The sequence below is a fragment of the Pelagibacterium sp. genome, assembly GCF_035555455.1.
GTDB lineage: Bacteria > Pseudomonadota > Alphaproteobacteria > Rhizobiales > Devosiaceae > Pelagibacterium.
On the sequence record NZ_DATMGM010000057.1, the window covers coordinates 1 to 24,340 of the forward strand.

The 24,340-nt window shown below is 64.1% G+C and carries 26 protein-coding genes and 1 tRNA gene; 16 read left to right on the forward strand and 11 right to left on the reverse strand.

Annotation, left to right across the window (positions count from 1 at the left end; translation table 11 throughout):
- The coding region (gene lysA, locus VNS12_RS10310; protein ID WP_325487748.1) for a diaminopimelate decarboxylase at positions 1-883 on the forward strand (883 nt) is incomplete at its 5' end.
- A 213-nt stretch (positions 884-1,096) separates the two neighbouring features.
- Here the strand turns inward: lysA and VNS12_RS10315 are convergent.
- Both VNS12_RS10315 and VNS12_RS10320 read right to left on the reverse strand, forming a co-directional pair.
- The gene (locus VNS12_RS10315; RefSeq protein ID WP_325487749.1) at positions 1,097-1,444 is read right to left on the reverse strand and encodes an antibiotic biosynthesis monooxygenase family protein; all 348 of its coding nucleotides are present in this window, start codon (positions 1,442-1,444) and stop codon (positions 1,097-1,099) included.
- Positions 1,441-1,764, reverse strand: a complete 324-nt coding sequence (locus tag VNS12_RS10320; protein ID WP_325487750.1) for an NIPSNAP family protein — start codon at positions 1,762-1,764, stop codon at positions 1,441-1,443. Before VNS12_RS10320 ends, VNS12_RS10315 begins: the two co-directional genes overlap by 4 nt.
- Before the next feature lie 73 nt (positions 1,765-1,837).
- Between VNS12_RS10320 and VNS12_RS10325 the strand changes: the two genes are divergently transcribed.
- Positions 1,838-2,530: an ArsR/SmtB family transcription factor gene (locus tag VNS12_RS10325; protein ID WP_325487751.1), complete on the forward strand. Its 693-nt coding sequence runs from the start codon at positions 1,838-1,840 to the stop codon at positions 2,528-2,530.
- Positions 2,531-2,788: 258 nt separating this feature from the next.
- On the opposite strand, the gene VNS12_RS10330 is transcribed toward VNS12_RS10325, so the two are convergent.
- The 3 genes from VNS12_RS10330 to VNS12_RS10340 all read right to left on the reverse strand — a co-directional run bounded on the left by VNS12_RS10330 (position 2,789) and on the right by VNS12_RS10340 (position 4,389).
- Positions 2,789-3,193, reverse strand: coding sequence for a response regulator (locus VNS12_RS10330; RefSeq protein ID WP_325487752.1), 405 nt, complete (start codon positions 3,191-3,193; stop codon positions 2,789-2,791).
- A gap of 89 nt (positions 3,194-3,282) precedes the next feature.
- Positions 3,283-4,161 carry an MJ0042-type zinc finger domain-containing protein gene (locus tag VNS12_RS10335; RefSeq protein WP_325487753.1) on the reverse strand — a complete coding sequence of 293 codons (879 nt, stop codon included), beginning with the start codon at positions 4,159-4,161 and terminating at the stop codon, positions 3,283-3,285.
- A gap of 69 nt (positions 4,162-4,230) precedes the next feature.
- Positions 4,231-4,389 carry a hypothetical protein gene (locus tag VNS12_RS10340; RefSeq protein ID WP_325487754.1) on the reverse strand — a complete coding sequence of 53 codons (159 nt, stop codon included), beginning with the start codon at positions 4,387-4,389 and terminating at the stop codon, positions 4,231-4,233.
- Between the two features lie 134 nt (positions 4,390-4,523).
- Between VNS12_RS10340 and ftsE the strand changes: the two genes are divergently transcribed.
- The 7 genes from ftsE (at position 4,524) to VNS12_RS10375 (ending at position 9,942) form a co-directional block, all read left to right on the forward strand.
- Positions 4,524-5,183, forward strand: a complete 660-nt coding sequence (ftsE, locus tag VNS12_RS10345; protein ID WP_325487773.1) for a cell division ATP-binding protein FtsE — start codon at positions 4,524-4,526, stop codon at positions 5,181-5,183.
- Positions 5,176-6,096, forward strand: coding sequence for a cell division protein FtsX (locus VNS12_RS10350; RefSeq protein WP_325487755.1), 921 nt, complete (start codon positions 5,176-5,178; stop codon positions 6,094-6,096). Before ftsE ends, VNS12_RS10350 begins: the two co-directional genes overlap by 8 nt.
- A gap of 71 nt (positions 6,097-6,167) precedes the next feature.
- Entirely contained in the window at positions 6,168-6,977 is an 810-nt protein-coding gene (locus VNS12_RS10355; protein WP_325487756.1) for a lysophospholipid acyltransferase family protein, read from the forward strand.
- Positions 6,978-7,156: 179 nt separating this feature from the next.
- A complete protein-coding gene (locus VNS12_RS10360) occupies positions 7,157-7,549 on the forward strand; it encodes a hypothetical protein (protein ID WP_325487757.1) in 393 nt (130 codons plus the stop codon).
- A 90-nt stretch (positions 7,550-7,639) separates the two neighbouring features.
- Positions 7,640-7,716: transfer RNA gene (locus VNS12_RS10365), tRNA-Arg, on the forward strand.
- 781 nt (positions 7,717-8,497) lie between these two features.
- Positions 8,498-8,704 (forward strand): hypothetical protein, encoded by a 207-nt coding sequence (locus VNS12_RS10370; RefSeq protein ID WP_325487758.1) that lies wholly within the window; start codon positions 8,498-8,500, stop codon positions 8,702-8,704.
- Between the two features lie 1,085 nt (positions 8,705-9,789).
- Entirely contained in the window at positions 9,790-9,942 is a 153-nt protein-coding gene (locus VNS12_RS10375; protein ID WP_325487759.1) for a hypothetical protein, read from the forward strand.
- A 122-nt stretch (positions 9,943-10,064) separates the two neighbouring features.
- On the opposite strand, the gene gloB is transcribed toward VNS12_RS10375, so the two are convergent.
- On the reverse strand, positions 10,065-10,835 hold the full coding sequence (gloB, locus tag VNS12_RS10380; RefSeq protein WP_325487760.1) for a hydroxyacylglutathione hydrolase: 771 nt from the start codon (positions 10,833-10,835) through the stop codon (positions 10,065-10,067).
- Between the two features lie 270 nt (positions 10,836-11,105).
- Between gloB and VNS12_RS10385 the strand changes: the two genes are divergently transcribed.
- The 3 genes from VNS12_RS10385 to VNS12_RS10395 all read left to right on the forward strand — a co-directional run bounded on the left by VNS12_RS10385 (position 11,106) and on the right by VNS12_RS10395 (position 13,963).
- On the forward strand, positions 11,106-11,840 hold the full coding sequence (locus VNS12_RS10385; RefSeq protein ID WP_325487761.1) for a methyltransferase domain-containing protein: 735 nt from the start codon (positions 11,106-11,108) through the stop codon (positions 11,838-11,840).
- Between the two features lie 111 nt (positions 11,841-11,951).
- A complete protein-coding gene (hisC, locus tag VNS12_RS10390) occupies positions 11,952-13,046 on the forward strand; it encodes a histidinol-phosphate transaminase (RefSeq protein WP_325487762.1) in 1,095 nt (364 codons plus the stop codon).
- A complete protein-coding gene (locus VNS12_RS10395; protein WP_325487763.1) occupies positions 13,043-13,963 on the forward strand; it encodes a prephenate/arogenate dehydrogenase family protein in 921 nt (306 codons plus the stop codon). The genes hisC and VNS12_RS10395 overlap by 4 nt, the downstream gene beginning before the upstream one ends.
- A 21-nt stretch (positions 13,964-13,984) precedes the next feature.
- Here VNS12_RS10395 and VNS12_RS10400 read toward each other — a convergent pair whose 3' ends face one another.
- Entirely contained in the window at positions 13,985-14,953 is a 969-nt protein-coding gene (locus VNS12_RS10400; protein ID WP_325487764.1) for a DUF2125 domain-containing protein, read from the reverse strand.
- 105 nt (positions 14,954-15,058) lie between these two features.
- Between VNS12_RS10400 and VNS12_RS10405 the strand changes: the two genes are divergently transcribed.
- The 4 genes from VNS12_RS10405 (at position 15,059) to VNS12_RS10420 (ending at position 18,994) form a co-directional block, all read left to right on the forward strand.
- Positions 15,059-15,616 (forward strand): gamma-glutamylcyclotransferase, encoded by a 558-nt coding sequence (locus VNS12_RS10405; RefSeq protein WP_325487765.1) that lies wholly within the window; start codon positions 15,059-15,061, stop codon positions 15,614-15,616.
- Positions 15,617-15,831: 215 nt separating this feature from the next.
- The gene (locus tag VNS12_RS10410; protein ID WP_325487766.1) at positions 15,832-16,623 is read left to right on the forward strand and encodes a thermonuclease family protein; all 792 of its coding nucleotides are present in this window, start codon (positions 15,832-15,834) and stop codon (positions 16,621-16,623) included.
- Positions 16,620-18,092, forward strand: coding sequence for a M48 family metalloprotease (locus VNS12_RS10415; protein ID WP_325487767.1), 1,473 nt, complete (start codon positions 16,620-16,622; stop codon positions 18,090-18,092). Before VNS12_RS10410 ends, VNS12_RS10415 begins: the two co-directional genes overlap by 4 nt.
- 8 nt (positions 18,093-18,100) lie before the next feature.
- On the forward strand, positions 18,101-18,994 hold the full coding sequence (locus VNS12_RS10420; RefSeq protein ID WP_325487768.1) for an aminoglycoside phosphotransferase family protein: 894 nt from the start codon (positions 18,101-18,103) through the stop codon (positions 18,992-18,994).
- Positions 18,995-19,056: 62 nt separating this feature from the next.
- Here the strand turns inward: VNS12_RS10420 and VNS12_RS10425 are convergent, their stop codons facing one another.
- From VNS12_RS10425 to VNS12_RS10440, 4 genes are all read right to left on the reverse strand, one after another.
- Entirely contained in the window at positions 19,057-19,611 is a 555-nt protein-coding gene (locus VNS12_RS10425) for a CarD family transcriptional regulator (RefSeq protein ID WP_325487769.1), read from the reverse strand.
- A 474-nt stretch (positions 19,612-20,085) separates the two neighbouring features.
- Positions 20,086-20,424, reverse strand: a complete 339-nt coding sequence (gene fdxA, locus VNS12_RS10430) for a ferredoxin FdxA (protein ID WP_325487770.1) — start codon at positions 20,422-20,424, stop codon at positions 20,086-20,088.
- A gap of 147 nt (positions 20,425-20,571) precedes the next feature.
- On the reverse strand, positions 20,572-20,865 hold the full coding sequence (locus tag VNS12_RS10435) for an RNA-binding S4 domain-containing protein (protein ID WP_325487771.1): 294 nt from the start codon (positions 20,863-20,865) through the stop codon (positions 20,572-20,574).
- A gap of 612 nt (positions 20,866-21,477) precedes the next feature.
- On the reverse strand, positions 21,478-24,340 hold a 2,863-nt coding region (locus VNS12_RS10440; RefSeq protein ID WP_325487772.1), incomplete at its 5' end, for a helicase-related protein.

Sequence of the window (24,340 nt, forward strand, 5' to 3'; positions counted from 1 at the left end):
ACTGGACCGGCTCGACCGGGTGGCGCGCGAGATGGGCGTGGTCGCCCCGGTGTCGATGCGGGTGAACCCCGATGTGGACGCCAGGACCCACGCCAAGATCTCGACTGGAAAGTCGGAAAACAAGTTCGGCATTCCGTTCGAGCGGGCCGAAGAAGTGTATGCGCGCATCGCCCAGGCGGAGAATTTGCGGGCGGTGGGTGTCGATATGCATATCGGCAGCCAGATCACCGATCTGGAGCCGTTCGATAACGCCTTTGCGCTGATGGCGGACCTGGTGGGGCGGCTGCGGGCCGAAGGCCACACCATCGAGCATGTGGATGTGGGCGGCGGGCTGGGCATACCCTATCGCCACGACGCGCCTGCGCCGCCGGACCCGCTGGCCTATGCCGAAGTGGTCAAATCCCGCATCGCCTCGCTGGGCTGCAAGCTGATCATCGAGCCGGGCCGGCTGATCGCGGGCAATGCCGGAATTCTGGTGATGAAGGTGGAATATATCAAGCGCACCGGGCGCAAGACCTTCGTCATCGTCGATGCGGCGATGAACGATTTGCTGCGGCCAACGCTCTATGAGGCCCATCACGATATTCTGCCGGTGAGCGAAGCGGCGGCGGACGCCAAGCTCAACCGCGCTGATGTGGTGGGGCCGGTGTGCGAAACCGGCGACTATCTCGCGCTCGATCGCGAACTGCCCAAGCTGGCCGAAGGCGACCTTTTGGCGGCAATGACGGCGGGAGCCTATGGGGCTGTAATGAGCGGGACCTACAACACCCGCCCGCTGATCCCCGAAGTGCTGGTCGATGGCCCCCGCTGGCACGCCATCCGCCCGCGCCAGACGCTTGATGAGCTGATTGGGCTGGACAGCGTGCCGGAGTGGTTGGGGTAAGGGGGGCTGAAGCGGGGTGGGAAGGGGACAGACGGGTTTTGGGCTGGAAGGGGCGGAAGTTGTCTTCCAGCGACGCAAGAAACCGTCGCGCAAGAGAGGCTTTCGAGCCTGACTTTAGCGACGGAAATTTTCTTGGACGGGCAGTACCGACGATTTTGACTTCGGCTTAGGATAATCGCGTCAGCACTGTTCGGGTGGCTTTCCCGACGGCCTTCATGAATTGTGCGCGGCTCGGCTGTCCGAAGGAGCTTGGTCGCGCTCAGTCATGCCGTAGTCGCGCATGACCTGAGCGATGCGCAGACGGTATTCGCGAAAAACGCCGCCGCGCCCCATCGCCTGCGCGCGTCTGTGTTCGGCTGTATTGCGCCAGCGAACCACGGCGTCTTCGCTCTCGAAGAAGGATAGCGAAAGCACCTTGTCCGGATTGGTGAGGCTCTTGAACCGCTCGACCGAAATAAATCCTTCGGACCCGTCGAGAAGCGACCGCAACTCGGCGGCGGTATCGAGATAGGCGGCTTCCTGTCCTTCGGCTGGTTCAACCTCGAAGATGACCGCGATCATGTCTTGCTCCCATGCGGCGCGGAGGCGAGCTTGAGGAAGGTCCGGTCCTCGCGCAGCAGAAACCGCTCGCGCATGGAGAATTCGTAGTTCTCGCGGCCGAGCGGGTCAGCGGCCAGCCGTGCGCGATAAGTCTCGTAATCGGCAAGGCTGGCGATATTGTAGATACCATAAGCCAGCGTGGTCGATCCTTCATGCGGCGCGAAATAACCTATGAGGTCCGCACCGCAACGCGGGATCGCCTCCCCCCAGTTGCGGGCGTATTGGGCGAACTTCTCCTTCTTGGTCGGGTCGATGTGATAGCGGATGATGCAAGTCAGCATGGCGGTTTCTCCGGTTGATTCAGGCCAAAGATAAGGGATGTTGTGCCGCACATGTTTCGGTTAGGATCGAACTATGAAAGAAGGTCCGGATATCGCCCGCATTGCCGCTTTGATCGGTGATCCTGCCCGTGCGAACATGCTGGTCGCGTTGATGAGCGGTAAGGCGCTTACCGCAACCGAACTGGCTGCCGAGGCCGGGATCACAGCGCAGACGGCGAGTTCGCATCTTGCCCGGCTGCACGAGGGCGGGCTATTGCTTCCGCGCAAACAAGGCCGTCATAAATATTTCGCGCTCGCATCGACCGAGGTGGCGAGCGTTCTGGAGGCTCTTATGGGCCTTGCCGCCGATTCCGGACTTCTCCGCAGTCGCACAGGTCCAAAGGACAAGGCACTGCGACAGGCTCGCATCTGCTATAATCATCTGGCCGGCGACATGGGTGTCCAGATGTTTGACAGCCTGGTGGCGCAAGGTTATCTCGCGTGGGATGGCGGCCGATTGCGGCTGACTGAACCGGGTCGGGACTTTGCGGCCGGGCTAGGTATCGACGTTGGTAAGCTAACCGCCAGCCGCTCGGAGCTATGCCGGGAGTGTCTCGATTGGAGCGAACGTCGCTCGCATCTGGCGGGCAGTCTTGGGCGAGCGATGCTCGCACGGTTTGTCGAGATGGGCTGGGCGCGCGTGGACAAATCGACGCGCATTGTCACATTCACGCCGTCGAGCTTGCGCCAATTCCGCTCGATGTTCGACCTCCGAGACGCTGCATAGAAGCGCAGAGTCCGTTGCTGATATCGCAAAATCCCAAAAACCTGCGACACGTTTTGTCTGTCGCTCTATGTTCGGTTTGTGATCCCGCGATCAAGCTCTTGAACGGCTTGAATGGGTCGGAAGCGGACGGGGGAGCGTCTGGGTGCGTTTTGATCTCGGATCGAAAGCGATCAGCGGCTGCTCATTGATCCGTAGGCTTGCAGCCCTGTATGGGATGGCATGGGAGACATGGCAGCGGCGGAAAGCCCGCCCATCCCCTCACAGCGCCGAGCGGGCGAGGGGGATGATTTCGGCGGGGATGCCGGAGAGGGCGTCGTTGACCTTTTCGACCAGCTGGGCGAGCGAAAAGGGCTTGCCGAGGACGTCATAGATCAGGGCGTCGAGGCCGTGGGCGCGTTCGCGCTGGTCGGCAAAGCCGGTCATCAGGAGGATGGTGATATCGGGGAACTGCGCGCCGACAGCGAGCGCCAGACCAATGCCGTCCATCACCGGCATCTTGATGTCGGACAACAGCAGGTCGAAGCGGCCTTCTTCGGCAATGGCGGCTTCGAGCGCGAGCCCGCCATCGGAGGTTTCAATAACCTCATGGCCAGACATTTCCAGCGCCCGGGTTACGAATGCGCGGACGTTGTCATCGTCTTCGGCAACAAGAATACGTGCCATGGCTGGGTCAACCCCCGTCGTTTTCTGGAACCGGCCAACGGCCCGTCCCGATCCTAAACTCTTGTGCGTTCTTCAACCCGTGAGCGGGCTCACCGGTTCCGCTCCCGCCTGCCTTCGACGAAGCTCAGCCTCACCGTGGTCGCCCCTTGCGGAGGGCCGGTGAGCTGGGCATCGACGGCAAGCACGTCGCCGGGCAGAATGTTGCGGGTGGCCGGATTGACCGTCCACTCGTAAAGCACCTCATCATCGGCATCCAAAAGCGAAACGAGCACCGATGGAACGAAGGCTAAGCGATTCGTTATGTTGGAAATCTTAGCGTTGACGATGATGACGCTGTTTCCGTCGCGGGTGGTTCGCAAAGTCTTAACGTCGACAAAGTCGAGCCCGATCACATTGGTGCCCAGCCCGACAAGGCGATAGAGCCCGTCCATCTGCGGAAGGGCGGCAACGATGGGGGTGCGCAGCACGAGCCCGGCGGCCACCACGCCGATCAGCACGGTGAAGATGACCACCCGCATGGCGCGGCGGAACCGGGCCAGCGGCATGGCGGCCAGCATGCCGCGCCGCCTGCGGGCCAGCGCCCTTGTGCGCGCCGAGTGTCCGGCGGCATCGAAGGGCTGCGGGGGAAAGGGCGCGTCGTCTTCGGGCGCGGGCAGATCGGGGGAAACGGGTGCAGCGTCCGCTTCGGGCGGTTCGGATGCCGGAAAGGCGGATTGGGGCTCGATCTGGAGGAAGGCGGCATCGAGCAGCGCTTCGTCGGCGGGGGAAAACAGCACGTCGCGATCGGCGCGGAACGCCAGTTCATCATCGCTGGGATCGGGGTCTGTGGCCGCGGGCGGAGCGGGGAAACCCGGCGTTGCGTACCAAAGGCCGGCGCAATTGGCGCACTGGACCTGCCGCCCGGCGGCGCTGAGCGCATCGGACGCTACCCTGTAGCGGGTCTGGCAATTGGGGCAGGTGATGAGCACGCGAAAAGAGCCCGGCGGTTGAGCACAATAGGTTGGCCTGAAACCTAGGGCATGGGGGGTTAAGACTCCTCAAACGCGGGGGCCGGAGCAGGCGGCGTGGGCCGGGTCGGCGCGAAAAAGCTGGGGAAAGCGGAGCCGTGCCGCAAAGCCGTCCCGATCGGCGGGCATGGGCAGGGCATGGCGGATATTGCGGGCGGCGCGGCGACCGGAATCAGGGGCGTTTTTCATCGAGTCCATCGGATGGCTGTGCGCCCTGAACTCCTTGTTTTGTCGCGCTTGCGAACCGAACAAGTGGTACACACTTGGTCTGGAAACGCTCTAGTATGCCGCCACCCAGATTTGATTCGCGGGAAGGGTTCGGTTTGATCGCGTTCGACAATGTTGGCCTTAGATACGGTCACGGGCCGGAAATCCTCAAAGACCTGACCTTTTCGATTTCGCCGGGGTCGTTTCATTTCCTGACCGGGCCATCGGGGTCGGGCAAGACCTCGCTGTTGCGGCTGCTGCTGCTCTCGCTCAAGCCCACGCGCGGGGCCGTCTCGATGTTCGGCGAGGACGTGACCGATCTCGACCGCGACCGGCTGTTGCAGATGCGCCGCCATATCGGCATCGTGTTCCAGGAATTCCGGCTGCTCGATCACCTGACCACGTTTGAAAACGTCGCGCTGCCGCTGCGGGTGCGCGGGCAGACCGAGGCGAGCTATCGCGGCAATGTGGAAGAACTGCTCGACTGGGTCGGGCTGGGCGACCGCATGGATGCGCAGCCGGCGGTGCTCTCGGGCGGGGAAAAGCAGCGCGCGGCCATCGCTAGGGCGGTGATCGGCAATCCCGATATCCTTTTGGCGGACGAGCCGACCGGGAACGTCGACCCGGAACTGTCCGAGCGCTTGCTGCATCTGTTCGAACAGCTCAACCGGATGGGCACCACGATTATTCTTGCCACCCACGAGGTGGCGCTGCTCGACAAGTTCGACTATCCGCGCATGCTCTTGAACGAAGGGGAGCTGACCATCCATGAGTGAGGGGATCAAGCTCAGCTTCAGCCGACCCAACCCCATCGTGCCCGAGCAATCGGTGGCGGGGCGCACCCTGATGCTGCTGATCGGCATCATGACGTTTTTGTCCTGCGTCACCTTCGGGGGCGTGCTGCTGGTGCAGAAATCGGCCATGGGCTGGTCGGCGGAAGTGGGGCGGGAGCTGACCATCCAGATCCGCCCGCTCGACGGGGAAGTGATCGATTCCAACTTGCGGCTGGCGGTGTCGCTGTCGGAAGCGGTGCCGGGGGTGGCGAGCGCGCGGGTGCTCACCATCGCCGAGAGCGAGGCGCTGCTGGAGCCCTGGCTGGGGCCGGGGCTGGACCTGTCGGACCTGTCGGTGCCGCGGCTGGTGATCGTGCAGCTTGCCGACCCTAATGCCGCCGATATCGCGCGGCTGGAAAGCGAGATCGCCGCCATTCCCGGCGCGACGCTGGAAACCCACGCCGCCTGGCGGGTGCAGCTCAACACCATGGCCGGGACGATCGTGATTTCCGGCATATTGGTGCTGGGGCTGATCCTTGTGGCCACGGCGCTGGCCATCGTGTTTGCGACGCGCGGCACCATGTCGACCAACCGCGAAATCGTCGACGTGCTGCATTTCATCGGCGCGTCCAACCGGTTCATTGCCGGGGAATTCCAGGGACGCTTCCTGCTGCTCGGCCTCAAGGGCGGACTGGCGGGCGGGCTGGCGGCGATCGTGTTTTTCATCTTCGCGGGCACCGCGATGAGCACGGTGGTGCCGGAAACCTCCAGCGCCCAGCTGGGGGTGCTGTTCGGCCAGTTTGCGCTGGGAGTGAGCGGGATTTTCGGCATTATCGGCGTGGTGCTGGTGATTGCCGGGCTGACGGCCATCACCTCGCGGTTGACCGTGCGGCGCTTTCTCAGCCAGATTTCCTGACGGCGCAGCGGGCAGGTTTGCCTGTCCGCAGAGGGATGCCGCTTCCGGTTTTATCAGACAAAGACTGACCCATGATCTTTCAGGCTCTGCGCTCGCTGGTGTTTTATCTGGTGTTTTTCGTCCACACGATTCCGCTGGCAATCGTGATCGGGCTGATGGCCAAGCTCACGCCGGGCTGGCGCGGAGCGGGCTGGGCGCTGGGGCAATACTGGAACAGCGCCAATCTGTTTTTCCTGCGCTGGCTGGTGGGCATTCGCACCCGCGTGACGGGAGCGGAAAACATCCCGGAAGGCGGAGTGATCATCGGGGCCAAGCACCAATCGGATTGGGATATTTTCGCCATTCTGCCGCATGTGGGGCACCCCGCCTTCATCGCCAAGAAAGAGCTGCTCGACATCCCGCTGTTCGGCTGGGCGGCCAAATGGATGGACACCATTCCGGTGGACCGCAAGCGGGGCAAGGACGCGCTGCCGCTGATGATGGCGGGCGCAAAAGACGCTCTGGAGCGCGGGCGGCGGGTAATCATTTTTCCCGAAGGGACGCGCCGCGCGCCGCTCGATGTGCCCGCCTATCGCAGCGGGATCGTCAAGATGTATCTGGCGCTGGACGTGCCGGTGGTGCCGGTGGCGCTGACCTCGGGGCTGTATTGGGGGCGCAACAGCCTCGTGCTGTGGCCGGGCACGGCGCGGGCGAAATTCCTCGAACCGATCCTGCCGGGGCTGAGTGGGGAGGAGTTTCTCGCCACATTGATCGAGCGCATCGAAACCGAGACCAACCGCATGGTGCTCGAAGACGCGCGCGAGGGCCTGGCACGCCCGATTTCACCGCGCCTGCGCGAGCGCCTCGATGCCCTGGAAGCCGAAATCGGCGCGGAGCTGTAATCGGGCGAAAGGCGGCGCGCGCTACTGCATGTAGTGTGTGTGGTAAAATTTTATACAATATGTTGACAGTTTTGGTGTCTGGTGCGATTCTGACTCATCGGCGCCCTTGACGCATGCGCTGATTTGTTCTATTTTTGTTCTTCTTGCTTGGCTGATGCCGGAACGCGATCCGTCCGGACGTGCGGCGCGACAAGCATGAGGAGATGCAGAAGGCCGGATGCGAGGTGGCCATGATCGGGGTGAGACAAGCGACAGACACGGGGGCACCGGCTGCGGTCGTTGTGTGGACGGGACGGTCGGGACGACGCTATCCGCTGTTGCGCGAGAGTGAAGCCGGCGCAGCGCTGGCACCGGGGCGGCTCTATGCGCTCGAAGCGGAAGAGGCGATCCGCTGGGCGGGAACGGCGGAGGATTTGATTGCCGATTCCACGTCGCGCACGAGATTCCGGCGTCTGATGGCGGCCGGCGCGCGGCTGTTGTCGCTGGTGGCGCCTGCGGATCCGCTGGCGGTGATGACGCTGGTGTGGGACCTCGAAGGCAGCCACGATGGTGCAGGCCAACACGCGGCATAGGGGTGTGCGTTTCTGCTAGGGGCGGGCTGGGGAGGCGCATATAAGAAATTTTATTCCCAACGGGGACGTGATTTGCTAAGCGGAGGGCGTGGTCCCGTAGCTCAGCAGGATAGAGCATCAGATTCCTAATCTGAGGGTCACTGGTTCGAATCCAGTCGGGATCACCATTGGAGTCAAGCTCTCTTCGATCATAGATTTTGCGCAGGTGGCTGCGGGTGCAGCGCTTTCGCGCGGGCGGTACCGCTGTGCCGCGTTTCGGTAGGGTCTGCCGCGTGGGAGAGCCATGCGGGGCGCAAACGGGGCGGCGGACGGGCACGGCGCGCAAACGGTGAAGGCGGGCGGGGAGCAGCGGCACGATAGAGGCAGGCCGGGGGGCTAAATCATCCACGCGGGAGGTCTCAAATCGGGCCGAGGCAGCGCTGCAAGCGGCGGTAAGGATCCGGCTGGGCGGAGGGCGCGGCGGGAGTGAGGCTGAGGAGAGGAGCCGAGAGGCTCGTGGAGGTGAGGGAGGAGGGCAACGCGGGGATGGGGCGCGGTTAGGCGTGTTGGATGGGGCGGGCGGTGAAAACGGCATCTTGCCGATGTCGGGGCATGGCTTTGGCAAAATGCAGGGCGCGTTTCGGCCTGGCTGTAAGTTGGCAGCGGTAAATCCGTAAATCGGGGGCAAATAGAGTCAAGTACACGCTTTAATCCCGCATTGTGGGGCCAGATTTGACTTTTTTCGCCGTAAGTCCAATATAATGAGCATGCGCACAGCATCTCATGTCTATTTCCGACTTTATACAGGCGGCCGCAAAATAGGCTGAGCGCCTGACGTTATTGCCTGCGAAGTGCAAGCGCAGCGTCGGGGCAAACAGCATGATCTCAATCCTGGCCCCGGTTCCACCCGTACCGCAGCGCATTGGCGCGCGTCCGGAGGAATCGGGTCTTCAGCGAAAGGTGACCACGATGACTTTCAAATACACCTATACCTTTCCCATCAACGGCTCTGACAAGGTCCAGCGCTTCAAGCAATGGGCGCAGGCGCACGTCCCCGGCATGGCCTTCAGCCTTCCGCCCCAGACCCCGATCAAGACCGTGACCATGACGGTGATGCTCCAGTCGATGGAAGACCGGAAAATGCTGATGGAAAAACTGGCGGGCGTCCGAATCTGAGCGAGCAGGGGGGCGGCTCGTTTCGGCAAGGCAACCGCGCGACGTCGGCGGGAAGGCGATTTTGTTACCTGCTCTGCTGTGACGAAGGCCGCAGGTGTTCCTTTAATCGCTGTGCTCCGCCGGACCTCAGCGCCCCTCATCCGCCCCTTTTGGGGCACCTTCTCCCCGGCGGGGAGAAGGGAAGGCAGGCAGCGCTGGGCTTTTTGCTTTTCTTGGCATCGCCAGCGACAATCCGCAGCGCTGCCGGTTACTGGATCCCGGATCAAGTCCGGGATGACCACAAGCGGATAAACTGGGTTAGGGGACAGAGGCGGGGCGCTCGTGGCGCATGGATATGAGGTGTGGGGAGAGCACCGGCTGTCCGCAAGATGCTCCGATGCGACTGTGGTGTCTTGATGGGCTGCAGTGGCCCTTTCGCCCCGCCGCTGTCATCCCGGACGTGAGCCGGGATTCAGTAACCGCCGGCGCCAGCGTTTCCTTCTACACCCGTTGCGCTATGCCGCCGCCGCGTTTCTGCGAAGCTCGGCGCCCCTCATCCGCCCCTTTGCGGCACCTTCTCCCCGGCGGGGAGAAGGGAAGGTGGGCAGCGCGGGGATTTTCGTTTTTCTTGGCATCGCTAACGATAGCCCGCAGCGTTGCCGTTTACTGGATCCCGGATCGGGTCCGGGATGAACGCAAGGGGGGAAATGTGGGTTAGGGGATAGAGCCGGGGCGCTCGTGTCGCATGGAGATGGGGTGTGGGGAGAGCCCCGGGTGTCCGCAAGATGCTCCGATGCGACAGTGCTGTCTTGATGGGCTGCAGTGGCCGTTTTGCCCCACCGCTGTCATCCCGGTCCTGAGCCGGGAGCCGGTAACCGCCAGCGCATCTATCCAAACCGTTGCAACATGTTATCGGATGTATCCCGGCGGACCTAAGCCGGTGAGGCGGCGGAAGCGTTCTGCGCCAACGGGGTAAAAATCCGTTTGGGTTCGGGGGAAATCGACTATGGTGGCGCGGAATGCGAAACGGGGGAGACTGTTCTGCCGGGCGCATGACCGTTTCGGCTGCCCGTTGGCGGCACTTCTTTTCAGCCCGGAGCTATTTGATGACCGCCGTTCTGGCCAAACTTTCCCGCGCCATCGATGAGCTCGAACGCGCCCTTGCCGGCAGTCGTCATACGCCTGCCGACCGCCTCAGGCTCAAGGCAGAGCTTGAAACCCATATCCAGAGAATCGACGAATTGCGGCAGCGGCTGTAACGCGGGCTGAGCGTCAGGCGCTTCGGGTCGTCTGTGGGAAGAACAGGATTTTTGATCCGGTGATGGGTGTCCAGCGCCAGACAGGAAAAGGGGCAGTGTGTGCTGCCCCTTTTTTTTATTGATCAGAAATTGTCCTTGGCCTTGCGCAGGGCGCCGAACACCTGCCAGGCGGGGGCCCCGGCGAGGTCCATGGATTTGGCAAGCTCGGGATCGTCGGCGCGCAGGAACGGGTTTGCAGCGAGTTCGTCGGACAATAGCGCCGGGATGGTCGCTTCGCCCGCGTCGAGCTGGCGTTGAACCTCTTCGGCACGGGCCTTGAGGGCGGCGTTGTCGGGATCGACCGAGAGGGCGAACTTTGCGTTCGAGAGCGTATATTCGTGGCCGCAATAGATGCGGGTTTCGCCCGGCAGCGCCTTGAGGCGGACAAGGCCCTTCCACATACCTTCGGCGTCGCCTTCAAACATGCGGCCCACGCCGAGCGAGAACAGCGCATCGGCGGAAAACAGCGCCGCCGCGTCGGCGGAGAAATAGGCGATGTGGCCGAGGGTGTGGCCGGGGACGTCGATCACGGCGAATTCGGTTTCGCCCAGTTTGACGGTGTCGCCGCCCGAAACCAGGGTGTCGAGGCCGGCAATCTTGCCCGATTCAAGGCTGGGGCCGGTGACTTTCACATCGGGAAAGCGGCGCTTGAGCGGGGCGATGGCGTCGGTGTGGTCGGGGTGGTGGTGGGTGACGAAAATATCGGTGAGGGTCCAGCCGCGCTTGTCGAGCTCGGCCACGATCGCGCTTTCTTCGCCCGCATCGATGGACGCAACGCGGCCCGAGGCGGTATCGCGCACCAGATAGCCGAAATTGTCGCTGAGAAGGGGGAACATGGCGATTTCGAGCGGCATGAGGGGCTCTCCTTGATGTGTGGTACAAAGGCCGGGTGAACTGGCGCCCGGACATGACGAAAAAGGCCAAATGGCGAGGGGAGCGCGTGGAACGGGACTCCGATACCTGCCATTTGGCCTTTTTCGTCCCCGCCTGCAAGGGCGTGGACCCAAGGAACATCCGGGCAGACCATAGGCCGCGGGGCAAGGGCATGCAAGGATCGGACGGAGCGGTTTGACCCGCAGCCGCCAAAAGCCCAAATAGGGCACACATCACTGGATGGAGCGCCAATGACTCCGGACGTCGAAAGCCTGATCGCCTTTTACAAGTCTCCGCTGGGGCGGTTGTCGCGCGAGTTGATCCGCACGCAGGTGAGCGCTCTGGCCGGGGACGTGACCGGCCAGCGCCTTTTGGGCCTGGGCTTTGCCACACCCTATCTGCGCGGGGCGCTCAAGGGTGCCGAACGGGTGCTGGCCTTTATGCCAGCCCGGCAGGGGGCATCGAGCTGGCCGCGCGAGGGGCCATCGCACACGGTGCTGTGCGACCCGCTGGAAATGCCGCTTACCGATGCGTCCATGGATATGGTGATCCTGGTCCATGCGTTCGAGCACGTGGCCGACGCCGAGGAGCTGATGCGCGAGTTGTGGCGGATCTGTGCGCCCAATGCGCATCTGATCATCGTCGTGCCGCGACGGCGCGGGCTGTGGGCCGGGTTCGATACCAACCCGTTCGGGTATGGCGAGCCCTATTCACGGGCGCAGATGGACCGGCTGTTGCGCGACCATTCGTTTACCCCCGTGGCCTGGCGCGATTGCCTGTTCCTGCCGCCGATCCATTCGGGGCCGGTATTGCGGGCGGCGCGGGCTTTTGAGCGGATCGGGCGGGTTTTCGGGCCGACCTTTGCCGGGGCGATGTGCGTGAAGGCCAAAAAGGAACAGTTTCCGGCTGTGGTGCGGCGCAAGCGGGTGGAAAAAGCGCTGGCCAGTCCGGAATTGAGCCCGCAGACGGCGCGGCTGGGATCATAGGCGGCAGACGACGGAGGCGATTGCGTTCGGGGGGCTGTTTCACTATGGTCCCGCGCGGCCCAAGAGGGCTTGTCTTTACCTGCCCAAGCAACGCCAACAAGTGATTTCACGATGACCGACAGACCCGTTCCGCAGCCGGGGATTCTCAACATTTCCCCCTATGTTCCGGGCCGGTCGAGCGCGCCGGGCCAGACGAAAGTGATCAAGCTTTCGGCCAATGAGTCGCCGCTTGGGGCGAGCCCCAAGGCTGTCGAGGCGTATCGCGGCGTCGCTGACGCGCTCGAAATCTATCCCGAAGGGTCTTCGCGGGCGCTGCGGACGGCGCTGGGCGAGGTGCACGGCATCGACGCGGAACGGATCATCGTGGGGGCCGGGTCGGACGAAATCCTGCACCTTCTGGCCCAGACCTATCTGGGGGAAGGCGACGAGGCGATCATGAGCCAATACGGCTTCATGGTCTATCCGATCATCACCCGCGCGGCGGGAGCCGAGCCGGTCGTGGCACCGGAGGCCGACTATCGCTCGGACGTCGACGCGCTGCTGGCGGCGGTGACTGAGCGCACGAAAATCGTGTTCCTCGCCAATCCCAACAACCCTACCGGCACCTATCTGTCGGCGGCTGAACTGGACCGGCTGCATGCCGGGCTGCCGTCCCATGTGCTGCTGGTGATCGATTCCGCTTATGCGGAATATGTGACTGCAAACGATTACGGGGTCGGGATTTCGCTGGTCGAGCGCAGTGACAATGTGGTCATGGTGCGGACGTTTTCGAAGGTGGGGCTCGCGGCGGCGCGGATCGGCTGGCTGTACGGGCCCGACCATCTCGTCGATGCGGTCAACCGCATCAGGGGGCCGTTCAACGTTTCGGTGCCCGGGCAGGTGGCGGCCGAAGCGGCAACGCGGGACGTGGCGTTCACCAAGGCGCTGCGCGACCATAACGGGCAGTGGCGCGACTGGCTGACGGAACACATCGCGTCCAACCGGCTGCGGGTGCTGCCCAGCCAAGGCAATTTCATTCTGGTGCTGTTTCCCGACACACCGGGCCAGACGGCTGCGGAAGCCAATGCGGCGCTGCTGGCGCGGGGCCTGGTGGTGCGCGAAATGGGTGGATACGGCATCGATAACGGGCTGCGCATCTCGATCGGCAGCGCCGAGGCGATGGAAGCGGTGGCCGCGTGCCTCGCAGACTTCATGGACGGACAATGATCGAAAAACTGGCTCTTATCGGCATCGGCCTGATCGGCTCGTCTATCGCGCGCGGTGCGCGGCAGGCAGGCCTCGCCAAGACCATCGCCATTGCCACGCGGCGCGAGGAAACCCTCGATGAAGCGCGGGAATTGGGGCTGGGCGATATCTACACCACCGATGCCGCCGAAGCGGTCGAGGGGGCGGACCTCGTCATCCTGTGCTCACCGGTGGGCACCTATGAGGCGCTGGCGCGGCGGATCGGGCCGCATTTGAAGCCCGGCGCGATCCTCTCCGATGTCGGATCGGTCAAGGAACATGTGGTCAATGTCGTCGGCCCGCATGTGCCCGAGGGTGTGCATTTCGTGCCCGGACACCCGCTGGCGGGGACCGAGCATTCGGGCCCGGCGGCGGGGTTTGCGGCGCTGTTTAAGAACCGCTGGTGTGTGTTGACCCCGCCCGAGGGAACGGACCCTGAAGCGGTGGACAAGCTGGCGGCGTTCTGGCGCGGGCTGGGCTCGAATGTGGAAACCATGCCGGCGGGGCACCATGATCTGGTGCTGGCCATCACCAGCCACGTGCCGCACCTTGTGGCCTACAATATCGTGGGCACCGTGGACGACCTCGAACACGCGACCAAATCGGAAGTGATCAAGTTCTCCGCGTCGGGGTTCCGTGATTTCACCCGCATTGCCGCGTCGGACCCGGTGATGTGGCGCGACGTGTTTCTGACCAACCGCGACGCGGTGCTCGAAATGCTGGGACGGTTTCTGGAAGATCTCAGCGTATTGCAGCGGGCAGTGCGCGTGGGCGATGGCGAGGCGCTGGAGGAATTGTTCACCCGCACCCGCGCCGTGCGCCGCTCGATCATCGAAGCGGGGCAGGAAACCGCAGCGCCCGACTTCGGACGTCCGCACGAGAACGGGACGAGTTCCTGACCGGATCGAATCAGGTTGGGCTCAAAACAGCGGCGGGATCGCAGCGATGGGGATCACGCCGACCACCACATTGCCATTGGTGATGGTGAGACGCTGACGGGCGACGCCGTCTTCGCCGGGACTGCCCAGACCGATCTGGGCAATGGACGGGTCGCCCACCAGCCGCGCGATGCGCTCGGCAACCCCTTCTGAGGCGAGGTCGAGGCTGGCATTGATCAGCCCCGCTTCGGACAGCTTTGCCTCGCCAGTGGCGACCAGCGACAGGCCCTCGGCGCTGGCGTTGAGTTCGCGCAGGGTCAGTTCGCCCCCCAGAGCCTGCCAGAAGCCCAGCACCTGAGGATCGCCCCACAGGGCCGGATCGGGCAGGCCGGAGAGCCGTGCGTCAACGGTGATCTTGCCGCCGGAAATATCGTAGGCGGCGCTGTCGATCCCATCGAACAGGGAATAGGCATCATAGACGCGCCCGGCGCCCGGCTGGGACTCAGACGGGGTGGCGTCGATCAGATGCACCTCGCCGCGATCGGCGGTGGCGATCACCGTTTCGCCCATAAGGGTATCGGCATAGACCAGATCATCGGCGATGGCGGAAAACCGCTCGATGGCCCCATCGTTGAGGCGCAGGCTGGCGTGGAGATTGGACCAGCGCACCTCTTGTGCGGTACCGGTGAAGGCGTCGGTTACCATGGCCGGGCCGGTGGCGAAGACCTGGATATGAAAGGGGCGGTAAAACAGCGCGGTGCCGGTGATGTCGGCCAGATCGATGGCGATATCGCCCGAAACCAGATGCGCGCCCTTGCAGTGCGGCGAGAATGAGAACGGCGCGCCGCCCACGGTGAGGTCGTCGCAGACGAGGCGCGGCGCGCTGACCCCATCGGCAGTGGCCAGCATCGCAACCTCGTCGCGAACCTGTCCGGCAACAAACATCCAGCCGGCCATCCACAGCAGGGCAAGGCCGATGACGACGACGATCATGATGATAAAGCGCTTCATGGGGGCTTCTTAGCCGGTTCGGCGGCGCGCGTCATGAGGCAAAACGCGGCGGCGTGACGAAACGGGCGCTTGCACGGGATCGGGGGCCGTGTCACATCAGGCGCCATGTCTGCTGCCTCCGCTTCCACGCACTGGGTTTTCGGCTACGGCTCGCTGATCTGGCGGCCCGGATTTGCGTTTGAACGCTCGGAACGGGCCTTGGCCGGGGGCGTGCACCGCAGGCTGTGCATCTATTCCCACATCCATCGCGGCACCCGCGACCATCCGGGGCTGGTGTTCGGGCTCGAACGGGGCGGGGCGTGCGTAGGCACCGCTTTCAAGGTGGCCAGTAGCGATTGGGACGCGGTGCGGGCCTATCTGCAGGAGCGTGAGCAGGTCACCGCCGTTTATGTGGAGACGGTGCGCCCGGTGCGGCTGGCCAGCGGCGAAAAGGTCGAGGCGCTGACCTTTGTGACCGACCGCACCCATGAGCAATATGCCGGGCGGCTCTCGCTCGACGAGCAGTACCGGCTGGTGAGCCGGGCGGTGGGGCAATCGGGCGCCAATGTCGATTATGTGCTCAATACCGCGAGCCATTTGCGGGAGATGGGCATCGCCGACCGGCAGGTGCAGGCGCTGGCGGGGATGATCGAGGCCAGCAAGGGCCTGGGCACCGGGCTGTAGCCCTCCGCGCACTCCGCGTTGCCGCGCAAAGGCAACACAGGGGGAACAAACTGGCCGCGCCGGGACAATATGGATGATTTTTGCCGCAATTGGGTGCATGGTGAGGCAAACGGAATCCGAAGCATCTCGGGGGGTGTGCGGCGGTTCACGCGGATGAAAATTGCCGGAGCCAATCCGGCGCGCTGCAGAGGCCAAATTTGCTCAAACGGTTGCTCGTGACCACTCTTTTTCTGGCCGTGACGGGCATCCAGCCTGCTCTTTCCCAGACCTGTGAGGCGCTCAGGGAGGGACCGTCCGGTCGCGTGGTGACGATTTCGGACGGCGATACCTTCGATCTTGATTCCGGACTGACCGTGCGGCTGGTGGGCATCCAGGCCCCCAAGCTGCCGCTGGGCCGCGCGGGGTTTGAAGCCTGGCCGCTGGGGGAAGAGGCAAAAGCCCATATCGAAGAACTGGTTCTGGGCGAAACGGTGACCCTTCACTATGGCGGGGAAACCCGTGACCGGCACGGGCGGGCGCTGGCCCATGTGACGGTGGAGGGCGAGGACGGGCCGGTTTGGGTGCAGGCCGATATGTTGCGGCACGGACTGGCGCGGGTTTATTCCTTTGCCGATAATCGCTCCTGTCTCGACGTGCTCTATGCCGCCGAAGCGCAAGGACGTGCGGACCGGGCGGGCATCTGGCGCGATCCCTATTACGCGATCCGCGACGCGTCCGAGGTCGACGATCTGCTGGAGCGCGAAGGGCGCTATGAACTGGTGGAGGGCCGGGTGCTGAACGCGGAGGCGGTGGGCAACCGGGTATATCTCAATTTCGGGCGGATATGGCGTGAGGACTTCACCGTGGTGATCGAGAATGCGGGATTGCGGGTGTTTGCGGCGGCGGGGCTCGATCCGCTGGCCCTCGACAATGCCCTGATCCGGGTGCGCGGCTGGATCGAAAGCGGCGATGGCCCGCGCATCGAAGTGACCCACCCCGAGCAGATCGAGGTTCTCGCACGGCCATGAGCAGACAATCGCTGACCCGCCGCGCCTTTCTCTCCGGTACGGGCCTGGTGCTCGTGGCCGGGGTTGCCGGATGTTCGGGCCTGATCGGCGGATCGAACATCACCACGCGCCGCACCGGCGGTTCGGCGCCTGCCGTGCCGGCGGGCACCGACCCCGAGGATGCGGTGATCGGGCTGCGCGAGCATCCGCGCATCATCGCCTCCTATGGCGGGGTGTATGAACACCGCAAGACCGAACTGATGCTGGCGCGCATGGTATCGAAACTGCTGGCGGCGGCGGGCCAGCCTTCGACCCAGTTCACGATCACCATCCTCGATTCGAGCGAGGTCAACGCCTTCGCGCTGCCGGGCGGGTTCATCTATGTGACGCGGGGCATTCTGGCGCTGGCCAATGATCTGAGCGAACTGGCGGCGGTGATCGCCCACGAGATCGCTCACGTCACGCTGCGCCATGCGCGGGCGCGCTCGGCGCGGGTGCGGACGTCGGAACTCGTCGACCGGGTGATCACCGGTGTTCTGGGCGGAGTGATCGATCCCAACGCTACCGCCGAGCGCACCGCGCAGAACCTGGCGGCGTTCAGCCAGAATCAGGAGCTGGAAGCGGACCGGGAAGGGATCAAGATCGCGGCGGGAGCCGGGTATGATCCTCATGCGGCGGCGCGTTTCCTCACCGCCATGGGCCGGTTTGCGCAATTCGTCAGCGCATCGAGCACCGGTGAGGATTTCCTGTCCTCGCACCCCTCGACGCCCGACCGTATCCAGAAGGCGATCAGCGAAGCGCGCAATTACGGCGCGCCGGGAACGGGGACCACGGACCGGCAGGGTTATCTCGATGCCATCGAGGGCATCACGTTCGGCGATTCCAACCGCCAGGGGGCGGTGGTGGGGCGCAGCTATGTCAGCCCGCAATGGCGGCTGACCTTTTCGGTGCCCAACGGCTACAGCCTGCAAATATCCAATCAGGCGGTGGTGGCGGTCGCCGCCGATGGGGCGGCGCTGCGCTTCGACAGCGCGCAGGTGCCCGCTTCGACCGGGCTGGCCGACTATCTGCGTTCGGGCTGGATCGCCGGATTGCAGCCGGAGACGGTGGTCACGCGCGCCGTCAACGGCATCGAGACAGCGACCGGGCGGGCCCGCACCGACCAATGGCATTTCGATGTATCGGTGGCGCGGATCGACGGCAATGTGTTCCGCTTCATCTTCGCCAACAAGGACGACACCCAGGCGTTTCGGGCTGCTGCGCAGCAGACCCTCGACAGCCTGCGGCGCACGCAGGCCTCGGACCTCGCGGCGGTGCGCACCATCCGGCTGGGACTTGTGCGGGCCGGAAGCGGAGATACCGCCGACACGCTGGCCCAGCGCATGGGGCAGCTCAACCGCGGGCGGGAATTGTTCCTCGTGCTCAACAATCTGTTGCCGGGCGACCCGGTGCAGGCGGGCACGGCATACAAGATCGTGCGGGTGGAATAGCGGCGGCCATGCATGCCGACCAGATCGACATTGAACCTGCGGTAGCAGAGGCGCTCATCTCCGAACAGTTTGGCCAGTTCAAGGGGCAGCCGATCGTGCCGCTCGACACGGCGGGGACGGTCAATCGGATTTTTCGCATCGGGTCGTTCCATGCCGCAAGATTTCCTATGCAGGCAGGAGACCCGGTTGCGCTGGTCAATCAGGTGCAGGCCGAGGCGAGGGCCAGCGTGGAGTTCGCAGAGGTTTCCCCGGTGCCGGGCCCGCGTCCACTGGGCATCGGGCGGCCAACGCCTGCCTATCCCTTGCCGTGGTCGGTGCAAACCTGGATCGAGGGCGATATCGCTACGCCGGATGGAGTGAGCGATAGCGCGGCTTTTGCTGGCGACCTTGTGCGGCTGATCAGCGGGTTGCGCGCGGCCCCGCTGGCGGGACGTGTGTTTGCAGGGCCGGGCCGGGGCGGGCACTTGCCAGACCATGATGGCTGGATGGATATGTGCCTGGAGCGCAGTGCCGGGCTGCTTGACGTGGCTCGCCTACGCCGCATGTGGGCACAATTTCGCACAGCGGCGCGGCCAGAGAGCGAGGTGATGAGCCACAAGGATCTGATACCGGGCAATCTTGTGGTTCGGGACAAGCGCCTTGTCGGTGTTCTCGATACCGGAGGGTTCGGGCCTGCAGACCCGGCGCTCGATCTCGTGGCTGGCTGGCATCTGCTCGATCGCGAACGCCGGGCGCATCTGCGCCATGGGCTCGGGGTCAGCGATCTGGAGTGGCGGCGCGGGGCGGCCTGGGCGTTCGAACAGGCCATGGGCCTTGTCTGGTATTATGAAAAGAGCAATCCGGCGATGAGCGCTCTTGGCCGCAGCACCCTGGCGCGGCTGATGGACGACAGCGACTGGTAAGCGATAAAAAAAGGCCGCCCCGAGATCGGAGCGGCCTGTCATGAGGTCTTCTTGCCAGTCGATCAGGCGGCGGCTTCTTCGGCTTCCGCCTTGGGACCGCGGCCGGGGCTCTTGGCCAGGTTCTTGGTGATGAGCTTGACGGCTTCGGTCAGCGACACCTTGTTTACCGACGCGATTTCGCGGCTCATGCGGTCCATGGCCTGCTCGAAAAGCTGGCGCTCGGAGTAGGACTGCTCGGGCTGGTCTTCGGAGCGGTAGAGATCGCGGACCACCTCGGCAATCGAGATCAGATCGCCGGAGTTGATCTTGGCCTCATATTCCTGGGCGCGACGGCTCCACATGGTGCGCTTGACGCGGGCGCGACCGGTGACGGTCTCAAGACCCTTGGCAACCTGGTCGGGTTCGGCCAGCTTGCGCATGCCGACGGACTTGATCTTGGCAACGGGCACGCGAAGCGTCAGCTTGTCCTGCTCGAAGGAAATGACGAACAGTTCGAGGGTAAGTCCTGCGACTTCCTGCTCCTCGATGGACTGAATGAGGCCAACACCGTGCGCAGGATAAACAATGTATTCGCCGGTCTTGAATCCCGCACGCTGCGTGGTCTTTTTGGTTGCCATATTGGCTACTCCTGTTGACGCCATGACGGGTGCGTTCGTTTTGGCCGACGCGCCTCGCCCCGGGGATTTTTGCCGCAAAAACGGTGAAAAACCCCAACTCTCCATAATCCGGCGCACACTCTAGCGCGGAAAGGTGATAAGCACCGTTCCGGCATCGAAAGAGCTCCGGCGTTCATCCACCCCCAAAAGGGCTCAGATCAGTCGCACAACTCTCCCAACCGGATTAGGTGTTCCGGCCTGCAATTCCGCTTTTGGGGCTTGTGTCACAAAAAAGTGCCCTGCGTGGGCACGGGTTAGCGTGAGGGCTGATACGACTGGTTGTGGGAACTATACCACAGTTAGGCGACAAAATCAAAAGTTACGAATCAGCCCCGCCCCGCAATACGGCGGCACGGACGTATAGTGGCTATATGGTGTCGAGGGCGCCGGGTTTCAAGGCAGGCGCTTTGGGCGCGGTCCGTCAGCCACAGGGCGTCAGTCGCCTTCGCCGGGGGCCTCGGAGAAGTATTTCTCGAACTTGCCTTCGACCCCGTCCATCTCGGCTGCGCCTTCCATCTCATCACGCTTTTCGGTGACGTTGGGCCAGGAGGAGGCATATTTGGCGTTGATTTCGAGCCACTTGTCCAGACCGCCCTCGGTGTCAGGGCTGATCGCTTCAGCCGGGCACTCGGGCTCGCACACCCCGCAGTCGATGCACTCATCGGGGTGGATGACCAGCATGTTCTCGCCCTCGTAGAAACAATCCACCGGACAGACTTCGACGCAGTCCATGTATTTGCACATGATGCAATTATCGGTGACGACGTAGGTCATTGGACGATCCTGAAGCTGGGCAGACTGTTGTACCGCGCCCCTGTCAGGGCGCACCGTCGGCGTGAGGGCCAAGCAAAGGCTTGCTAAACTCTTTTGCCGGGGCTTTCAAGATGCGCGCATTCCAAGTGGGGCTATGGCAGGCGATCCCTATTGCGGTTTTTGCAGGTCAGGCGAAATATCCTCGTAAAGCGTGGTGGCGATGGCCGCCGGACCGCGCCGATCGGCGATTGCGGCAATGCGCAGGACGCGCAAGCGGTTCGGAAACTGGATGGTCAAACCATCGCCGGGGCCGACCCGCTGATCGGGGGCGATGCAGCGTTGACCATTGACCCGCACCGCGCCGGAGGCAACCAGCTTTTGCGCCAGGGTGCGGGTTTTGGTCACACGGGCGTGCCAGAGCCATTTGTCGAGCCGCTGCCGGGCGGGGAGATCAGATGGCATGGCGGCGGGCCGAATGGGGCAGCGCAGAGAATGTGGTGTTAGCGCTGCCGGATACCGGGTCCCGGGTCTTTGCCCGGGATGACGGCGGGGGACTGAGGGCGATCTGGTTGACGAGGTGGGCGTTGAAAGGCAGGGTACCCCTCATACGACCTTTCGCTTTGCAGCCCAGCCATTCGAGCATAGCTCTCATGGCCCTCTCGCCTCCAATCGTGCCAGTGGCACGATTGACCAGAGCACGGCTCGAAGCGGAGAAAGCTAAGGCTGCGCCCCCCTCATCCGCCCCTTCGGGGCACCTTCTCCCACCAGGGGAGAAGGGGGGCCTGGTGGAGCGCAGGGTCCAACCCGACCACTTATCAAGCGAGCCCCCCTCGCCCCCTGAGGGAGATGGGCTGGGGGTGAGGGGTGCGCTGAGGTGGAGAATTTTCCAGCGGGGCAACCCTGCCTTGAGTCGGCATTCAGTCTGCGGCGGAGGTGGAGATAGAACCACAGCGCTGCCGGATACTGGATCCCGGGTCTTCGCCCGGGATGACTGGGCGAGGCGAAGTGGCTCTCTAAAAGGACGTAGGGGAGCCGGGGCTCCCCTACAGACATTGTCGGCTGCGCTGTGCCCCATTACTTCCGGGTCTTGAGCGCCGCGAGGGCGGCGAAGGGGGAATCGGGGTCGATGGGGCGTTCGCGGCGCTCGGGGCGTGGACGCTCCTTGCTGCGATGGTCCTCGCGTGGGCCCTTGCCATGATGCCCGGGCTTGCCGCCCTTGCCGCCCTTGCCCTGACCGGGGCTCTTGGCGCGATCCTGACCATCCGGGCGCGGGCCGCGGCTGGGGTTGGCGCGGTTGCGCTGAGGGCGGGTGCGCTCGGGACGACGACCGGCGGGGAACCAGACTTCGTCATATTCGGGCTCGGCGGCCGCGTCCGGCTCGGCCTGAGCGCCGATGGGTGTCGCGTCGCCATCGGCAGCGATTGGTGCGGGCGCAGTTGCTTCAGACGTGGTGGTCTGGGGCGTTGCGGCGGCATCGTCCGCAGCGGACGCGGTTGCATCGGCGTGGGGCACAGCGGCTTGGGTAGAGGTCTGAGCCGGTTCCTGCCCCGTGAGCGACACGGGTGTGGCGTCTTCGCCAGAGGCGGCAGCGGTGTCGGTGTCAGCAGAATCAGCCGATGCGTCGGCGGTCGCGGCCAATGCCGTTGCCTGGGGTTCGGTGTTGGCAGGAACAGAATCGCCCTCGGCAGGGGTGCTGCTGGCGGTGTCGGCGACCGGAGTGGGCGTTTCGGCCTCGGCTGCGGGCGCGGGTGATTCGGCTGCGGACACCTCGGTTGAGGTGGTTTCCGGGGTGCTGTCGGTGGCCGGGGTCTTGAGGGTGCGCCGCAGGCGGTAGCCCAGGGATTTGAGCACGGAGGCGAAATCCTCGCCCGCGCAGCCCAGCAGCGAGGTCATTTCCACCGTGACACGGAAGCCGTTGGCTTCTGCGGCGCCATCGGGCGGAGGGGTATCGACCGGGCGGCTGGCGTCATAGGCAACCAGCGGGCGGATGATATCGGCCAGCCGTTCAAGGATATCGACGCGTACGATACGCTCGCCGGCGACCTTGAAGCCTGCGACTTCGTACAGGCGCTTGTCGAAGCTGGGATCGATGGGAAAGGAGGTGCGGCCCGACAGGATGATGTGGGGCAATTCGGAAATGCCGGGCTGGCGCACGCCACCGTTTTTCAGCCCCCAGAGAATCAGCGCGAGTTCGCGCGGGGCGGGCTTGAGGGAAAGCGGCAGGTAGATGTGATGGGCGCCGAACTTGACGCCGAGCTTGCGCAGCTTGGCGCGGGTGTCCTGATCGAGGCTCTTGACCTCGTCGGCCACCGCAGCGCGCGGGACGATGCCGAGGTTTTCGGCAAGCTGGAACGCGATACCGCGGGCGGTGCCTTCTAGCTCCGCCGGTTCGAGCAGGGACACGACCTGTTCGAGCTGGGTGTTGACGGTGTGGCGGAGCCACAGCGACAGGCGATCCTCGACCTTCTCAAGGTCAGGCCCGGTGAGGCTTTCATCGGCAAGGATGATGATGCGCGGGGCGAACAGCGTCGGCCCCTCAGCCAGTTCGGCGACAACTTCGCCGCGCCAGCGCACCACACCATCGGTGGTGAGCACGAATTCCTCGTTGGGGGCGCCGGCCAGCCTGTCGGCCCGCCGGGCGATCTCCGGAGCGACCACCGACGCGGCGGCGGAGCGCAGATTCTTGGAATCGGCCTCCCCCTCGATGCGCGAGAGCGTGAACCGGAACCCTTCGATCGTGCCGATCACATGGCCTTCGATCGCGAGTTCGCCTTTGTCGGTAATTTCGGGTGATACCATCTGTTTGTCTCTTAGATGCCGCATCAGCACACTGGTGCGCCGGTCCACGAAACGCTGGATCAGCTTTTCATGCAGGGCGTCGGACAGCGCGTCCTCGATTGCTCGTGTGGTCTGTTGCCAGTGTGCGGGGTCTTCCAGCCAGTCCCTACGGTTAGAAATGAATGTCCAGGTCCGGATCTGGCGGATCCGGTTGGACAGCGTATCGATGTCGCCAGTTGTATTGTCGCAGAACCTGACCTGCTCGGCAATCCAATCCGCGTCGATGCGTCCATGACGGGCCAGACCGGAGAAAATCCGCGTGATGATCTCGCCATGGGCGGCAGGGGAAATGTCGCGATAATCGGGAATCTGGCAGCAGGCCCAGGCCAGTTCCACCCGCGAGGGCGTGTCGGCAAGGCGGGCTTCCTCGCGGCGGAGCAGAAATTCCAGCGCCCGTTGGTCCGTGGCGACGGGGACACGGGTGAGCCCCGGATGGGTGGGAACCGCATCCAGGCTGGTATGCAGAGCGTCGAGCGAGGAGAAATCGAGATTGCGGTTGCGCCACTGGAGTTGTTTCACCGGCTCGAAATCATGGGCTTCGAGGCGCTGGATGGTCTCATCATCGAAGGGCTCGACGCCGCCGGTCACACCAAAGGTGCCATCGCGCATGTGACGCCCCGCGCGCCCGGCGATCTGGCCGATTTCGGCAGGGGTGAGCGGACGGAACTGGTGGCCGTCATATTTGGAATCAGCGGCGAACGCCACGTGGGTGACGTCGAGATTGAGCCCCATGCCGATTGCATCGGTGGCGACGAGGAAATCGACGTCGCCATTCTGGAACAATTCGACCTGCGCATTGCGGGTACGCGGGGAGAGCCCGCCCATCACTACAGCCGCCCCGCCGCGCTCACGGCGCAGCAATTCGGCAATGGCGTACACCTCGGCGGCGGAGAAGGCGACAACGGCCGACCGGCGGGGCAGGCGAGAAAGCTTTTTCGACCCGGCCCAGGTGAGCTGGGAAAAGCGCGGGCGGAAGGTGATCTCCGCATGGGGCAACAGCCGCCGGATCACCGGCTCCATGGTCTGGGCCCCGAGCAGCAGGGTTTCGGAGCGGCCCCGCGCGTGCAGGAGCCGATCGGTGAACACATGGCCGCGATCG

Bases quoted from the DNA above. Each gene is read 5' to 3' on its own strand.
- VNS12_RS10330 (WP_325487752.1), bottom strand. From the start codon at position 3,193: ATGGCACGTATTCTTGTTGCCGAAGACGATGACAACGTCCGCGCATTC.
- gloB (WP_325487760.1), bottom strand. From the start codon at position 10,835: ATGCCGCTCGAAATCGCCATGTTCCCCCTTCTCAGCGACAATTTCGGC.
- VNS12_RS10315 (WP_325487749.1), bottom strand. From the start codon at position 1,444: ATGATCGCGGTCATCTTCGAGGTTGAACCAGCCGAAGGACAGGAAGCC.
- VNS12_RS10415 (WP_325487767.1), top strand. From the start codon at position 16,620: ATGAGCAGACAATCGCTGACCCGCCGCGCCTTTCTCTCCGGTACGGGC.
- VNS12_RS10400 (WP_325487764.1), bottom strand. From the start codon at position 14,953: ATGAAGCGCTTTATCATCATGATCGTCGTCGTCATCGGCCTTGCCCTG.
- VNS12_RS10370 (WP_325487758.1), top strand. From the start codon at position 8,498: ATGACTTTCAAATACACCTATACCTTTCCCATCAACGGCTCTGACAAG.
- VNS12_RS10320 (WP_325487750.1), bottom strand. From the start codon at position 1,764: ATGCTGACTTGCATCATCCGCTATCACATCGACCCGACCAAGAAGGAG.
- VNS12_RS10420 (WP_325487768.1), top strand. From the start codon at position 18,101: ATGCATGCCGACCAGATCGACATTGAACCTGCGGTAGCAGAGGCGCTC.
- VNS12_RS10395 (WP_325487763.1), top strand. From the start codon at position 13,043: ATGATCGAAAAACTGGCTCTTATCGGCATCGGCCTGATCGGCTCGTCT.
- VNS12_RS10385 (WP_325487761.1), top strand. From the start codon at position 11,106: ATGACTCCGGACGTCGAAAGCCTGATCGCCTTTTACAAGTCTCCGCTG.
- VNS12_RS10435 (WP_325487771.1), bottom strand. From the start codon at position 20,865: ATGCCATCTGATCTCCCCGCCCGGCAGCGGCTCGACAAATGGCTCTGG.
- VNS12_RS10340 (WP_325487754.1), bottom strand. From the start codon at position 4,389: ATGAAAAACGCCCCTGATTCCGGTCGCCGCGCCGCCCGCAATATCCGC.
- VNS12_RS10405 (WP_325487765.1), top strand. From the start codon at position 15,059: ATGTCTGCTGCCTCCGCTTCCACGCACTGGGTTTTCGGCTACGGCTCG.
- VNS12_RS10425 (WP_325487769.1), bottom strand. From the start codon at position 19,611: ATGGCAACCAAAAAGACCACGCAGCGTGCGGGATTCAAGACCGGCGAA.
- VNS12_RS10350 (WP_325487755.1), top strand. From the start codon at position 5,176: ATGAGTGAGGGGATCAAGCTCAGCTTCAGCCGACCCAACCCCATCGTG.
- VNS12_RS10355 (WP_325487756.1), top strand. From the start codon at position 6,168: ATGATCTTTCAGGCTCTGCGCTCGCTGGTGTTTTATCTGGTGTTTTTC.
- VNS12_RS10375 (WP_325487759.1), top strand. From the start codon at position 9,790: ATGACCGCCGTTCTGGCCAAACTTTCCCGCGCCATCGATGAGCTCGAA.
- VNS12_RS10325 (WP_325487751.1), top strand. From the start codon at position 1,838: ATGAAAGAAGGTCCGGATATCGCCCGCATTGCCGCTTTGATCGGTGAT.
- fdxA (WP_325487770.1), bottom strand. From the start codon at position 20,424: ATGACCTACGTCGTCACCGATAATTGCATCATGTGCAAATACATGGAC.
- hisC (WP_325487762.1), top strand. From the start codon at position 11,952: ATGACCGACAGACCCGTTCCGCAGCCGGGGATTCTCAACATTTCCCCC.